Annotated in this window: 14 protein-coding genes; 6 read left to right on the top strand and 8 right to left on the bottom strand. The window is 74.3% G+C overall.

Annotation, left to right across the window (positions count from 1 at the left end; translation table 11 throughout):
• Positions 1-39: 39 nt before the first annotated feature.
• Positions 40-1125, bottom strand: a complete 1086-nt coding sequence (locus tag CP982_RS37645) for an NADH:flavin oxidoreductase/NADH oxidase (protein WP_150514583.1) — start codon at positions 1123-1125, stop codon at positions 40-42.
• Between the two features lie 214 nt (positions 1126-1339).
• Here CP982_RS37645 and CP982_RS37650 point away from each other — a divergent pair, with 214 nt between their 5' ends.
• Entirely contained in the window at positions 1340-1696 is a 357-nt protein-coding gene (locus CP982_RS37650) for an ArsR/SmtB family transcription factor (protein WP_150514584.1), read from the top strand.
• A gap of 63 nt (positions 1697-1759) precedes the next feature.
• Here CP982_RS37650 and CP982_RS37655 read toward each other — a convergent pair whose 3' ends face one another.
• Positions 1760-3205 carry an FAD-dependent oxidoreductase gene (locus CP982_RS37655; protein ID WP_150514585.1) on the bottom strand — a complete coding sequence of 482 codons (1446 nt, stop codon included), beginning with the start codon at positions 3203-3205 and terminating at the stop codon, positions 1760-1762.
• A gap of 294 nt (positions 3206-3499) precedes the next feature.
• On the opposite strand from CP982_RS37655, the gene CP982_RS37660 reads away from it, so the two are divergent.
• Positions 3500-4057 (top strand): DUF6214 family protein, encoded by a 558-nt coding sequence (locus CP982_RS37660; RefSeq protein ID WP_221514741.1) that lies wholly within the window; start codon positions 3500-3502, stop codon positions 4055-4057.
• Between the two features lie 70 nt (positions 4058-4127).
• On the opposite strand, the gene CP982_RS37665 is transcribed toward CP982_RS37660, so the two are convergent.
• Positions 4128-4823, bottom strand: coding sequence for a DUF305 domain-containing protein (locus tag CP982_RS37665; protein WP_229879190.1), 696 nt, complete (start codon positions 4821-4823; stop codon positions 4128-4130).
• Between the two features lie 175 nt (positions 4824-4998).
• Between CP982_RS37665 and CP982_RS37670 the strand changes: the two genes are divergently transcribed.
• Positions 4999-6507, top strand: a complete 1509-nt coding sequence (locus CP982_RS37670) for an LVIVD repeat-containing protein (protein WP_150514587.1) — start codon at positions 4999-5001, stop codon at positions 6505-6507.
• 51 nt (positions 6508-6558) lie between these two features.
• On the opposite strand, the gene CP982_RS37675 is transcribed toward CP982_RS37670, so the two are convergent.
• Positions 6559-7176 (bottom strand): TetR/AcrR family transcriptional regulator, encoded by a 618-nt coding sequence (locus CP982_RS37675; RefSeq protein WP_150514588.1) that lies wholly within the window; start codon positions 7174-7176, stop codon positions 6559-6561.
• Positions 7177-7455: 279 nt separating this feature from the next.
• On the opposite strand from CP982_RS37675, the gene CP982_RS37680 reads away from it, so the two are divergent.
• The gene (locus CP982_RS37680) at positions 7456-7701 is read left to right on the top strand and encodes a DUF2630 family protein (RefSeq protein WP_144322518.1); all 246 of its coding nucleotides are present in this window, start codon (positions 7456-7458) and stop codon (positions 7699-7701) included.
• 16 nt (positions 7702-7717) lie between these two features.
• Here the strand turns inward: CP982_RS37680 and CP982_RS37685 are convergent, their stop codons facing one another.
• From CP982_RS37685 to CP982_RS37700, 4 genes are all read right to left on the bottom strand, one after another.
• Entirely contained in the window at positions 7718-8437 is a 720-nt protein-coding gene (locus CP982_RS37685; RefSeq protein ID WP_150514589.1) for an HAD family hydrolase, read from the bottom strand.
• A 67-nt stretch (positions 8438-8504) separates the two neighbouring features.
• Positions 8505-9212 (bottom strand): phosphatase PAP2 family protein, encoded by a 708-nt coding sequence (locus CP982_RS37690; RefSeq protein ID WP_150514590.1) that lies wholly within the window; start codon positions 9210-9212, stop codon positions 8505-8507.
• A 33-nt stretch (positions 9213-9245) separates the two neighbouring features.
• The gene (locus CP982_RS37695) at positions 9246-10178 is read right to left on the bottom strand and encodes a M56 family metallopeptidase (RefSeq protein ID WP_150514591.1); all 933 of its coding nucleotides are present in this window, start codon (positions 10176-10178) and stop codon (positions 9246-9248) included.
• Between the two features lie 115 nt (positions 10179-10293).
• Positions 10294-10839: a DUF5134 domain-containing protein gene (locus CP982_RS37700; RefSeq protein WP_150514592.1), complete on the bottom strand. Its 546-nt coding sequence runs from the start codon at positions 10837-10839 to the stop codon at positions 10294-10296.
• Between the two features lie 183 nt (positions 10840-11022).
• On the opposite strand from CP982_RS37700, the gene CP982_RS37705 reads away from it, so the two are divergent.
• Together CP982_RS37705 and CP982_RS37710 are read left to right on the top strand one after the other, a co-directional pair.
• Positions 11023-12690: an FUSC family protein gene (locus CP982_RS37705; protein WP_150514593.1), complete on the top strand. Its 1668-nt coding sequence runs from the start codon at positions 11023-11025 to the stop codon at positions 12688-12690.
• A 35-nt stretch (positions 12691-12725) separates the two neighbouring features.
• Positions 12726-13256: a MarR family winged helix-turn-helix transcriptional regulator gene (locus tag CP982_RS37710; RefSeq protein WP_150514594.1), complete on the top strand. Its 531-nt coding sequence runs from the start codon at positions 12726-12728 to the stop codon at positions 13254-13256.
• The last annotated feature ends 6 nt before the right edge of the window (positions 13257-13262 follow it).

Raw genomic sequence — 13262 nt, forward strand, 5'->3', positions numbered from 1 at the left:
GGAGGGCTTCCTCCCGGCGGCGCTCGCCTGTTCAGATGTTCAGACGGAGCGCAGGTACTGGTTCGGCACGTGCACGTCGGCGCCCAGCTCACGGGCGGCCTGACGGGCGAACGACGGATTGCGCAGCAGCTCCCGGCCGAGCAGGATCGCGTCGGCCTCGCCGTTGGCGAGGATCTTCTCGGCCTGCGCGGCCTCGGTGATCAGTCCCACCGCCGCGACGGGCAGCTCCGTCTCCGTCTTCACCCGGGTGGCGAAGGGGACCTGGTAGTTGGGCCCGGTGGGGATGCGCACGCCCGGGGCGTTGCCGCCGCTGGAGACGTCCAGGAGGTCCACGCCGTGGTCCTTGAGCAGCGGCGCGAGCCGGACGGTGTCGTCCGCGGTCCAGCCAGGCGCGCCGTCCGGCAGCCAGTCGGTGGCCGAGACACGGAAGAACAGCGGCTTGTCCTCGGGCCACACCGCGCGCACGGCGTCGACGACCTCCAGGGCGAAGCGGGTGCGGCCCGCGAAGTCGCCGCCGTAGAAGTCGGTGCGCCGGTTGCTGTGCGGGGAGAGGAACTCGCCGATCAGATAGCCGTGCGCGCCGTGGATCTCCGCGACGTCGAAGCCCGCGTCCAGGGCGCGCCGCGCCGCGTCCGCGAACTCGCCGACGATCCGCCGGATGTCGGCCTCCGCCAGCTCGGTGGGGACGGGGTGGCGCTCGTCGAAGGCCACCGCGCTCGGGGCGACCGGCTGCCAGCCGCCCGCGTCCGGGGCGAGGGGTGCGCCGCCGCGCCAGGTGGCGTCCGTGGCCGCCTTGCGCCCCGCGTGCGCGAGCTGGATGCCGGGCACCGCGTGCTGGCCCTTGACGAAGTCGGTGATCCGGCGAAGCGCCGCGACCTGGGTGTCGTTCCAGATGCCGAGGTCCCAGGGGCTGATGCGGCCCTCGGGGCTGACGGCGGTGGCCTCGGTGAGGAGCAGCCCCGTGCCGCCCGTGGCGCGCGCCGCGTAGTGGGCCAGGTGCCAGTCCGTGGCGACCCCCGCGGCAGGGCCGGTGGCCTCGGCGGAGTACTGGCACATCGGCGCCATCCAGACGCGGTTGGGGATGGTCAGGTTCCGCAGGGTGTAGGGCTCGAACAGCGCGCTCACGGCGTGCTCCCTTCGGGGGGCGGCGAGTGGAACGGGGCAGGGAGCGCCACAGGCCGCTCCGGACGTCCCCTGCCGCTCGTACGATAGGCACCGTAGTACGGAGAATGTCAAACTACGATGCCTCTCGTACAATGGAGGCGTCCTGTACGCACCGCGTACACAGCTCGGCGGCGCGCCCCCGCAGCCGCGCACGCCCCGCCCCAGTGGAGCCGCCATGACGACCGCCGCCCCGAGCTCGCGGGTGCTCGCGCACCCGGCGCGTGACGAGATCCGCCTCGAAGGCGTGCTGCACGCCCTGTCCGATCCGCTGCGCCTGCTCGTGGTCCGCGAGCTGGCCCGGGACGACGCGGGACTCTCCTGCTCGCACTTCGACCTGCCGGTCACGAAGTCCACCTGCACGCACCACTTCCGCGTGCTGCGGGAGGCGGGCGTGATCCAGCAGGGCTACCGCGGCACCGCCAAGCTCAACGCGCTGCGCCGCGCCGACCTGGACGCCCTGTTCCCCGGCCTCCTGGACAGCGTCCTGGCCGCGGCGGCACTCCAGGCGGACCGCTCGGCGCACGACGGCTGACCCGGCCCGGGCGAGAGCCCGTCCGTGTGCGCCGACGACGGTGAGGGCGAGGCCGCAGGCCGATCAGGGCTGCGGCTGGGGGCGCTCCCCGCTCTCGGCCGCCGCCGCGCGGAGCCCGGCCCAGTCGGGGATCTTCACCGGCCCGCCGCGCCCGAGCAGCCGCCCCAGCCTCGCCTCCGCCTGCTCGATCGCCAGCCACCCGGGCCACTCGACGGGCTCGGCGCCCGCCGCCCGCAGCGCCGCGAGCGGCTCGTCCGCCACCGTCCTGAGCGCGAGAGCGGGCGCGTCGTCGAGCAGGGAGAGCGCCGTCTCCTTGGCGCACGGCCGGTTCGTGCCGATCACTCCCGTCGGCCCGCGCTTGATCCAGCCCGCGACGTACTCGCCGCTGGACACGGCGCCGTCGCGCAGCACCCGCCCCGCCGCGTGCGGCACCGTGCCGCTGGACGTGTCGAACGGCAGGCCCTCGATCGGCACCCCGCGGTAGCCGACCGACCGCAGCACGAGCTGCGCCCCGATCTCCTCGTACGTGCCGGCGCCGCTCACGCCGCCGTGCCCGTCCGGCAGCGTCCGTTCGAACCGCACGCCGCCGACCCGGCCCGCCGCCTCGGTCAGCTCCACCGGCCGCAGGAAGAACCGCAGCCGGATCCGGCGCGGGAGCCCGCGCGCGGGCCGCTCGGCCCAGCCGCGCAGGACGTCCACGTTGCGACGGCTCGCCGCGGGCAGGCCCGAGGGGTCGGCGTAGGCGGGGTCGAGGGCCAACTCCTCTGGATCCACGAGCACTTCGGTGTCCGGAAGGGAGCCGAGCTCCCGCAGCTCCTTCGTGGTGAAGCGCGCCTGCGAGGGCCCGCGCCGCCCCACCATGTGGACCTCGCGCACCCGGCTCGCGGCGAGGACGCCGAGCGCCTCGTGCGGCATGTCGGTGGGCGACAGCTCCGCGACGCCGCGCGCCAGCATCCGCGCCACGTCCACCGCGACGTTCCCGACGCCGATGACGACGGCCGAGGCCACGTCCCGCACGAAGCGGTCCGGCGGCCCCGAGCCGTTCACCGCCACGTCCGGGTGGGCGCTGTACCAGGACACGAACTCCGTCGCCGAGTGGCTGCCGGGCAGGTCCTCGCCGGGCACCCCGAGCCTGCGGTCGGTGGCGGCGCCCACGCAGTACACCACCGCGTGGTAGCAGTCGAGCAGCCGGGCCGGGGCCACCGCGCCGGGGCCGATCTCCACGCCCCCGACGAACCGCACGCGCTCGTGCTCCAGGATCGTGCGCAGCGTCGTCTGCAGGGACTTGATCTTCTCGTGGTCGGGCGCCACGCCGTAGCGCACCAGGCCGTACGGGCACGGCAGCCGGTCGAGCACGTCGACCCGCACACCGGGCACGCGGTCCTGCTGGACCAGGCTCTGCGCGGTGTAGACCCCACTCGGACCCGATCCCACGACGGCGACGTGCACGGCGGAGCTCCTTCCGCGAGGTGTCCCCGGGACGCCCTGATGCCTGGCTGGCTTCAGCATCGCACCGGTACGGGCAAAGGGGGAGGGGAAGGACGTGCCGCGGGAGGGCCGCCGAGGGCCGCGGGCGGCCGTCCGCCGGACGCGTCGGCCCGTGCCGCTGACAGGGTGCCCTGCCGCCCGCCGCGTGCGTGCCGCCCTGGCGGAGTGTGACTGTAGGGCTACCGTGCCGCTGTGCTGGAAAGCTCATTTTTCGACGAGAGTGATCATTACCCGCGTGTGGCCGAGGGGGCCGGATGGCCCGGTGCGGACCCGCTGGAGGAGTGGCCTCCGGCCCCGCAGGAGCCGCTGGACCCCATGGCGTACGACGAGGCGCCGCGGTGGGCCGCGGACCCCTCGGCCGACACGCTCCAGCTGATCACCAGCACCGACGGCCGGCTCGATGCCCGCAGGCCGGGCAGCGAGCCCGCGTCCCTGCTCCACGTCCGCCTCGACCTCGACGGCGCCCACGTCGACGTGCTCGCGGCCGTCTGCGAGGGCCGCGTCGCGATCGAGGACCTGAGGGCGCGGCCGCCGCTGCCGCTGCCCGATCTGGTCGCGCTCGCCGACCGCATCGAGGGCCCGCTGGCGGACGTCTGCCGGGGCGTCGCCCAGCAGTACGGTCCCGCCGACGCCTCCTGCCGCGGCGCGCTCGCGGACGAGGCGGCCGCCGCCCACCGGGCCCGGCCCGCCGAGCAGCGGGGCGACACCGTGCGCCAGGCCGCCGTCGAGGCGTACCGCACGGCACGCGACGAGGGGCGGGACCCGGTGCTCGCGGTGATGTGCGCGACGGGGCACAGCCGCCGCAAGTCCCTGCGCCTGATCGCGGGGGCGCGGGACGCGGGGCATCTGTCGCCGCGTCACCGCCGCCGCTAGGCGCGGCGGCCGGACCGCGCGGGCCGGTCGAGGCGGACGGGCCGGTAGGGGCGGGCGGGCCGGTGGGGGCTCAGCCCATGCCGCGCATCCGGTTGATCTCGGCCGTCTGCTGCGCCACGACGTCGTTGGCCATCTCCTCGACCAGGAGGTTGTTGCCCTCCGAGAGCGCGTCCGTGGCCATGGTGACGGCCCCCGAGTGGTGCGTGATCATCAGCTTCAGGAACAGTTCGTCGAACGCCTCGCCCTTGGCCGCGCGCAACTGCTCGAGCTGCGCGGGCGTGGCCATCCCCGGCATCCCCGCGTGGTCGTGGTGAGCGCCGTGCCCGCGCTTCTCCGCCTTCTTGCCCTGGCTCTTCAACCACCGCTCCATGGCGCCGATCTCCGGCTTCTGGGCGGCCGTGATGCGGTCGGCGAGCCGCTTCACCTTCGTCGACTTCGCCCGCTTCGGCACGAGTCGGGTCATCTCCAGGGCCTGGGCGTGGTGCGGGATCATCTTCTCGACGTAGTCGAAGTCCGCCGAGTTCGGGCTGTCGTCGTCGGTTCTCTCCTTCGCCGCCTCCTCGGCCGAGAGGGTCGCGGCCGTCTCCCCGGGCTTGCCCGGAGCGATCACCGAAGGCCCGGACGAGGAACCGGACTTGGCCTTCGGACCCGATGCCGAGTCGGAGTCGCAGGCGCCCAGGGCGAGGGTGGCGGCCGCGAGGAGCGCGGTCGCGGCGGAGGCGCGGGCAACGGTCGTACGGGCGGCGGGCGTACGGCGGTGGGGCACGGCAACCTCCTGGGACGCGCGGGTCAGTTGGGTCCGTCCTAGCACGCCGATGAGCATCAGTGATCGGAAGTGTTCATCACGACCGTGTTTCCATCTGTTGATTTGTACATGAGGAGCACGATACTGCGGGTGTCCGTGCACCGTTCACTCCTGAACGGCCACAAGGGAGGACGCAGTGACTCTGCTGAACGAACCCCGAACCCGGCGCAGACGCCTGGGAGTCGCCACGGCGGCCGCCGGGCTCCTCGCCGCGCTGCTCACCGCGGTCCCGGCGGCGGCGACGCCCGACCCCGGCGACGCGCCCAAGGCGCCGAAGAAGGTGTCGAAGTCCGATGCCGCCGACACCAAGCGGGCCATAGCGGACGGAAAGATCCCCGCGCCCGACGAGATAGTCCACTCCGACAACATCGAGCACCTCGGCAACATCCCCAAGGACGCGCTGCCGGGCACCAACTCGGACCTCGCCTTCCAGGGGAAGTACGCCTTCGCGGGGAACTACGACGGCTTCCGCATCTTCGACATCAGCAACCCGAAGAAGCCCGAGACCGTCGCGCAGGTGCTCTGCCCGGGTTCCCAGAACGACGTCTCGGTCTCCGGTGACCTGCTGTTCCTGTCGACCGACTCCTCGCGCAGCGACAGCTCCTGCGCCAGCACCACGCAGCCCGCCACGGAGAAGTCCTCCTGGGAGGGCATGAAGGTCTTCGACATCAGCGACAAGCGCAATCCGCGCTACGTCGCCGCCGTCGAGACCGCGTGCGGCTCCCACACCCACACGCTGGTGCCCGAGCGCCGCAACGTCTACGTCTACGTCTCCTCGTACTCGCCGAGCGCGGCGTTCCCCGACTGCCAGCCGCCGCACGACGGCATCTCCGTGATCAAGGTGCCGCGCAAGGCGCCGCAGAAGGCGGCGGTCGTCGGCTTCCCCGTCCTGTTCCCGGGCGAGGGCCCGGACGGCGGCGGCAACCCGGGCTCGCCCACCAACCCGGGCGTCTCCAAGACCACCGGCTGCCACGACATCACCGTGCTGCCGTCGGAGGACCTCGCCGCGGGCGCCTGCATGGGTGACGGGATCCTGTTCTCCATCAAGGACCCCGAACGTCCCAAGGTCATCGACCGCGTCCAGGACAACGTGAACTTCGCGTTCTGGCACTCGGCGACCTTCAACCAGGACGCCGACAAGGTCGTCTTCACCGACGAGCTCGGCGGTGGCGGCGGCGCCACCTGCAACGCCGAGATCGGGCCGAACCGCGGCGCCGACGGCATCTACGAGATCAAGGGCTGGGGCGACAAGCGCAAGCTCGTCTTCAAGAGCTACTACAAGATCCCGCGCCACCAGGCGGACACCGAGAACTGCGTGGCCCACAACGGCTCGCTGATCCCGGTCAAGGGCAAGGACCTCATGGTCCAGGCCTGGTACCAGGGCGGCGTCTCCGTATGGGACTTCACCAACTCGGCCAAGCCCAAGGAGATCGCCTACTTCGAGCGCGGCCCGCTCTCCGCGGACCAGCTCGTCGGCGGCGGCTCGTGGTCGGCGTACTACTACAACGGCCACATCTACTCGAACGACATGGTCAAGGGCTTCGACGTGCTGAAGCTCAACGACAAGCGCACGGACCCGGCCAAGCGCGTGCGGCTGCGCGAGCTCAACGTGCAGACGCAGCCGGAGTACTTCAACAAGCACTGACCGGCACTGACCGGCGCTGACCGGCACTGGGCCGTCGCGCCGGAGCGCGGTCTAGAACGTCCCGTCGGGCGGTTTCTCGCCCGGCGGGACGCCGAGCTTCCAGTCGAGTCCGTAGCGCTGGAAGAGCTCCGCGCGCAGCCGCTCGAAGGGCATCGGCGCGCCCGGGATGAGCAGCGCGAACACCGCGCCCATGAGCAGGGCGCGCAGCATCGGGTAGTCCGTCTCCACGTCCGGCGAGCCGTACCGGACCATGGCGTCGCGCAGCAGGAACGCGAGGCGCTGCTGCTCGGGGCACTGCACGAACCCGTCGGCCTGGAGGATGCCCGCCATGTGCGTGCGCATCAGGACCGGCCGGTCCCGGGCGAGGCCGAGGATCGCGTCGACGGCGCGGGCCAGGAGTTCGTCCCCGTCCTCGGTGCGCGGCTCCCGGTCCAGGGCCTCCTGGAGGGTCAGATGCATCAGGCGGTGCACGGCCGACTGCAGGAGCTGGCGCTTTCCCGGGAAGTAGTACGACACGAGGCCGCGCGCGGAGCCGGCGCGGTCGGCGATGTCCGCGAGCGTCGTCGCCTCGTATCCGTGCTCGCCCACCAGGTCCACCGTGGCTTGCAGAAGCCGCTCGCGGGAACGCCGTCGCAACTCTTCATTGACCGATGGGCTACGCGGGGACATCCTGTAACTCCTGCGTTGACTGGCTCACAGCCAATATACTCAGGGCATCCCGGCCCGGGCCGACATGGGCCGGGGCTGCCTGGGGCAGGCAACACCGCGGGGGAGTGTTGCCTGCCTTCGGGCATGCCCGGCGTTCGGCCGTCGCGGCCATCCTCTTCCTCCGCATTTCCCCCTCATCCCCCTTGCTGTCCCCGTTCACCCCGTTCTTCCCTTCTCTCCTCGCCGATCCGGCTCTGTCTCCTTACAGTGGGGCCGGGGGGGTCGAGGAGGCGCTTGAACATGGACCAACAGCAGATTCTGGCGCGGATCACGGAGATGGTCGACGCCGAGAAGACCCTCCGGGAATCGCTCGCGTCCGGGGCGATCGACGAGGCCACGGAGCGGGCCCGCCTGGGCGATCTGGAGCGGGAACTCGACCAGTGCTGGGACCTGCTGCGCAGGCGCCGGGCCAAGGAGGAGTTCGGCGGCGATCCGGACGCGGTCCGGGTGCGTCCCGTCGCGCAGGTGGAGAACTACGAGTCCTAGCGTGCGGGCCGTGCGCTCACGCCGGGCCCGCGGTGCCCCCGACGGCTGCCAGGGCCAGGACCGGGCGCAGGGCGTCGGGGCGCCGGGACACCGGCAGGTGGGGCACGAAGTGCACGGCGCAGCCGAGCGCGGCCGCGCCGCCGTCCGCGCGCCGGTCGTCGCCGACCATCAGGGTGTCCGCGGGGTCGACGGCAAGGGCGTCGCAGCCGTGTGCGAAGAGGCGCGGGTCGGGCTTCTGGACGCCGTGCTCGTAGGACAGCACATAGGCGTTCACGTACGGGTCGAGGCCGTGCGCGCGGAAGACGGGCCGCGGGTTCCAGCCGATGTTGCTCACGACGCCGACGCGCACCCCGCGCCCCCGCAGGCTCCGCAGGACGTCGAGCGCGTCGGGGTAGGGCTGCCAGGCCTCCGGTGTCATGTGCCGGTCGTAGAGCGCGTCGTACAGGCCGGGGTCGGGCAGCGGCACGGTCCGGGCGAGGCCGGTGTACGCGGCGCGGTGCAGCTCCGCGCTCTCGTCGCGGCGCGCGACCAGGTCCGCCAGGTGCCCGGGGGCGTCCGGGGTCGGTGAGCCGCCCGGCAGCGCACCCGCGCGGTCGAGGGCCAGGGCGAGCCGCGCCTCCTCGTCCGGCGGCAGCGCGACCCCGCGCGCGGTCAGCGCGGCCCGCAGCCAGGACGCGGTGGACTCGACGCGGAACAGCGTCCCGGAGAAGTCGAACAGCACGGCCTTGATCGCCATGCCGCGATCCTCCGGGACCGTCCGGCGCCGGGTCAAGCACCGCGCCGTGCACGGGCCCGGCGCGCGGTCACCGGCGGCTGCGGGCGGCCCTTCCGTCCGTCGCCCGGAGCTCTACGGCGGGTGCGTAGCGGTCGAAGAGCGCGATCGCCACGGTGACGATCAAGGCGCCGAGCAGCCAGCCCGCCACGACGTCCGATGCCCAGTGGACACCCAGCCACACCCGGGTGAGGCCGACGCCGACGACGGACACCACGGCCACGGCGACGGCGGTGCGCCACAGCGCCGCCCCCACGCCGTACCGGCGGAGCAGCCACAACAGGAGGCCGCACACGACGGTCGCGGTCAGCGCGTGCCCGGAGGGGAAGGCCGCGTAGTGCGCGGAGTCCACCGGATCCGGCCAGACCGGGCGCTCCCGGCCGACCGCCGCCTTCAGGGCCTGCTGCAGCAGCGTGCCCACCAGACAGGTCGCCGCGAGCCACAGGGCGAGCCACCGGGCCCGCCGCACGGCGAGCCACAGCACGACGGCCGTGCACAGGACGCGCATCGTCCACGGGTCCCACACCCAGTCCGTGAGGACGCGGGCGACGTGGGTGAGGTCCCGGTGGGCCACCGCCCAGCGGTGCGTGGTCCGCGCGATGTCGTCGTCCAGGGTGAGCAGTGGCTGCCATTCGGCGGACACCAGGACGATCAGCAGCAGCGAGGGGAGCGCGAGCAGCACCGCCGCACGGGTGGTGCGGGACGGCGGGGAAGGCGTCGGGGGAGGCGCGGAATCCATGGGTCGATCCTGACCGATGCCCCGCGGTGACACCTAACCGAGCGCGCGCAGCGCCGGGACGAACGCCACCAGGAGCGGTACGACGGGCACGAGCGCGGCCGCCGCGGTCAGCCGCAGCCGGCGCCCCGCGGTGAGCCGGGGGCGGGCGGCGAGCAGCCGGTGCACCCGGGCCGGCACATGTGCCTGCGGGGTCGGGCAGGGCCCGAACACGCCCCGGTCCTCGTTGAGTTCGACGAGGGCGAGGGCGATGGTCAGGCGCCCGAAGCGGCGCGAGGCCACGTCGTCGGCGGCCAGCTCCACGAGCCGGTGCATCTCGCCGCGGAACGCGGCGAACACCGGCACCTGCGGGAAGCCCGCGGCGAGCGCGCCGGAGCAGTGCAGCAGCCAGTCGTGCCGGGCCTCGGCGTGGCCCTGCTCGTGGGCGAGCACCGCGTCGAGCTGACGGCCCTTCAGGCGGCGCAACGCAGCGGTGGTGATGACCAGTTGGGGCGCCGTGCCGGGCAGCCACCAGGCGTCGGGGCGCTCGCCCTCCAGGACGACGAGCCGGTCGGCGCCGGGCTCCTCGCCGGGCAACAGCGGGGCGCGCACGACCAGTTCGGCCCGCCGCTTGGCCCGCCGGGCCCGGGCCCGGGCGATCTCGCGCGTGAGCATCACGGCCGTCCAGACGCCGCCGCAGGCGAGCGCCACCGCTGTCACCGTGGCCCAGGGCGTCGGCCCGAGCGCGTACGCCTCGACCACGTCGTGCGGCGCGGGCGCGAAGAGCTGTCCGCGCACGGCCTGCCAGGCGGCGGCCGCGCTGAACGTCATCGACAGGGCGCAGCAGAGCAGCACGCCCGCCACCACGCACTGCCAAGCCCACAGCGCGACCACCGGTTCGCGCTCCGGCCAGTCCGCTCGCGCGAGCATCCGGGGGGCGACGACGGCGGTCAGCGCGCCGAGCAGCAACAGCGCGACGGGGACCATCATGGGTCAACCCTATGAGGGGCATGCCGTGTGAGGGTATGGACCCCCGCCGTGAAGTGACGTACGCCACGACCGGGGCCGCGGGTTCAGGGGCGCCCCCGCGGCGTGCGGGCCGCGCTCACAGGGTCAGGAGCATGGCGATCATGCCCATGCTCATCGCCAGACGGCACACCAGGGCCAGCTCCGGCCGGTCCGCCCAGCGGATGACACCGGCCTCCGGGGTCACCACCGCCCCCACCGGCGCGAGCCGCGCGCCCGAGGCGAGCACGTGCGCGGTGAAGTACAGCAGCAGGGCGCCGGTCAGCGCGGGGACGCCCGTGTCGCCGTGGCCGCCGCCCGGGGCGGCGAGCATCGCCGCCGACATGTAGACCATCGCGGCCGCGCCCACCAGGTGGTGGGCGTGGTGGGCGGAGCGCCGCGTCGTCCAGGCCGCGCGCAGCCCGATGGCCGCGAACACCGCCGCGTACGCGAACCACGCACCCCGGGGAGGGGACAGTGCGGCGGCGGGGACGGCCATCAGGGCCATGCCGAAGCCCATGAGCGCCTCGCCGCCCGCCGCGCGGCGCTGCTCCTCGACGCGGCTGCGCATCCGCAGCAGGCAGTAGGTGCCGCTCGCCGCGCAGAGCGACACGAGCAGCCAGCTCGCCGAACCGGGTCCGTGCACCGGGCACCTCCTCGATCGACTCGATCGACGGTCGACGCCGATGACGAGTCGATGCCCGGCGCGAGGGCGGCGTACGGGAGCGCACGGGTGTACGGCGGGAGCGCGACGGGGGAGCGGGAGGGGCTCGAGCCATATATTCCACAGAATAGTTTGCAGGTAAAACACTTGCTAACCTTCTCTGTCATGAGCAGCCCTCCGCCCCGCACCCCGTCCCGCCCCTCGCTGCGCGCGCACGCCCGTCGGCTGCCGCTCGCCGGTGTGCTGCGCCTCGGCAAGCCGTCGGACATCTGGTTCAAGCCCGCGACGAGCGTCCTCGTCGCCATGGCGATCCCGCATCTGACGCTGCTCGCCCTCGGCCGCCTGGACCTCGTGATGTACACGATGGCCGGGTCCCTCTGCGCCCTGTACGCCCACCAACTGCCGTACGCCGCGCGGGCCCGCGCCCTCGCCTGGGTCGTCGTGGGGATGGCCGCGAGCGTGGCGGTCGCCCTGACCACCGCGGCGCTCGCGCCCGGCGCGGTGGTGCTCGTGGCGGTGGGCGCGCTGCTCGCCGCCGCCCAGAAGGCGCTCTGCGACGCCACCCGCATCGGCCCGCCCGGCCATCTGATCCTCACCTTCGTCAGCTCCGCGAGCCTGTTCGCACCGCAGCACCCGGGCCAGGTGCCCGGCCATCTCGCCCTGACGCTCGGCGCCGGGGCCGTGGCCTGGCTCGTCGGCATGGCGCCCGCGCCGCTGCGCCCGCACGGCCCGGAGCGGCGCGCCACCGCCCGGGCCCTGCGCGCGGCCGCCGCGTACGCGGACGTCGTTGCGGCCGACGCGGGCGGATCCGCGGCCGACCGGGCCCGTGCCGCCGCCACGGACGCCGTCCACGCCGCCTGGCAGTCCCTGCACGCCACCCGCACCGATCCGACCCGGGCCGCGCTGCACCGCCTCGCGGCGAGGGCCGAGGGAACCCTCGCCGCGCCCGCGGCCGGTGATCCCGCGCGGCTGCGGGCCCTGGCAGGGGCGCTGCGCGGCACGGGAACCGTCCCGGGCGCCGGCGCCGCGGCCCCGCACCCTTCGCTGGAACGGGCCGAGGCGGCCGAGGCCGCGCTGCCGCTGTGGCGGCGGCTCGCGCCCGGGTCGCCGCTGCTGCCCGTCGCGCTGCGCACCGGCGTGGGCTGCGCCCTCGCCGGGTACGCGGCGCTCGCCCTCGGAGTCGGCCGCCCCTACTGGGCGCTGGTCACCGCCGCGTCCCTCTACCAGGCCAACGTCACCCTGACCTGGAGCCGCGGTGTGCAGCGCGTCGTCGGCAACGTCGTGGGCGTGGTCGCCTTCGCCGCGCTCGTGCCGCTCGCGCACCACGGCCACGCCGCGCTGATCGTGTGCGGGCTGCTCTGCGCCTTCGGCGCGGAGGCGCTCATCTCCCGCAACTACTGGCTCGGCTGTGTGTGCGTGACACCGATGGCGCTGCTCGTCACCGAGTTCGGCCGCTTCCAGGACCCCGGCGCGCTGATCGCCGACCGCGTCGTGGACACCCTGCTCGGCGCGCTGCTCGGCCTCGTCGCCGCCGTGGCCGTCACCAACCGGAGGGCCGCCGACCACATCGAGCACGCCCTGGCCGCCGCGGAGCGGGCCCGCGCCCACGCCGAACGCGCCCTGTCCGGGCCCGCACCCGACCTGCCCCGGGCCCGGCGCCGTCTGACCGCGAGCCTCGTCGCCCTGCGCGCCGCCCACGACACGGCCGCGGGCGAGTGGTGGCAGCGCGAGCTCCCCGCCCGCCGGGTGGCCGACGCCGAGCGCGCCGGGCACCGTACGCTCGCGGCTACGGTACGTGGTGGGCCGCTGCCCGCCGAGGGCGCGCGGCCGTGACACCGGCGGCATGAGCACGAGGAGTGGGCGCGGGGATGACGAGTGGGTACGGCCGGGCGGGTGCGGGCGACACGGTGGCCGCGGTGGTGCGCCAGTGGCAGCAGGTGCATCCGGGCGTCGACACCGCGCCGATGGAGATCATCGGCCGCATCAACCGCTGTGCGGCCCTCCTCCAGCAGGCGGAGGACGCCCCGCTGCGCCGGGCGGGCCTGACCCGCCCGGAGTTCGACCTGCTCGGCGCCCTGCGCCGCACCGGCCACGAGCTGACCCCCGGCGAGCTGGCCCGCGAGACCTTCTCCTCGGGCGCGGCGGTCACCAAGCGCCTCAAGCAGCTCCAGGAGCGCGCCCTGATCGACCGCCGCCCCGACACGCGCGACCGCCGCGTCACGCACGTCCGCCTCACCGACGCGGGCCGCGACCTCGTCGACGCGGTCCTGCCCGACCAGCTGGCGTACGAGACGACGGTGCTCGCGGGCCTCGCGGGCGACGGCCAGGAGCGCCTCGGGACGCTCCTGGGCGAGCTGCTCGGCCAGCTGGAGGGACGGCTCGGGCTCCCGCGCGGCTGACGGCCC

The sequence above is a fragment of the Streptomyces spectabilis genome (assembly GCF_008704795.1).
Taxonomy (GTDB): Bacteria; Actinomycetota; Actinomycetes; order Streptomycetales; family Streptomycetaceae; genus Streptomyces; species Streptomyces spectabilis.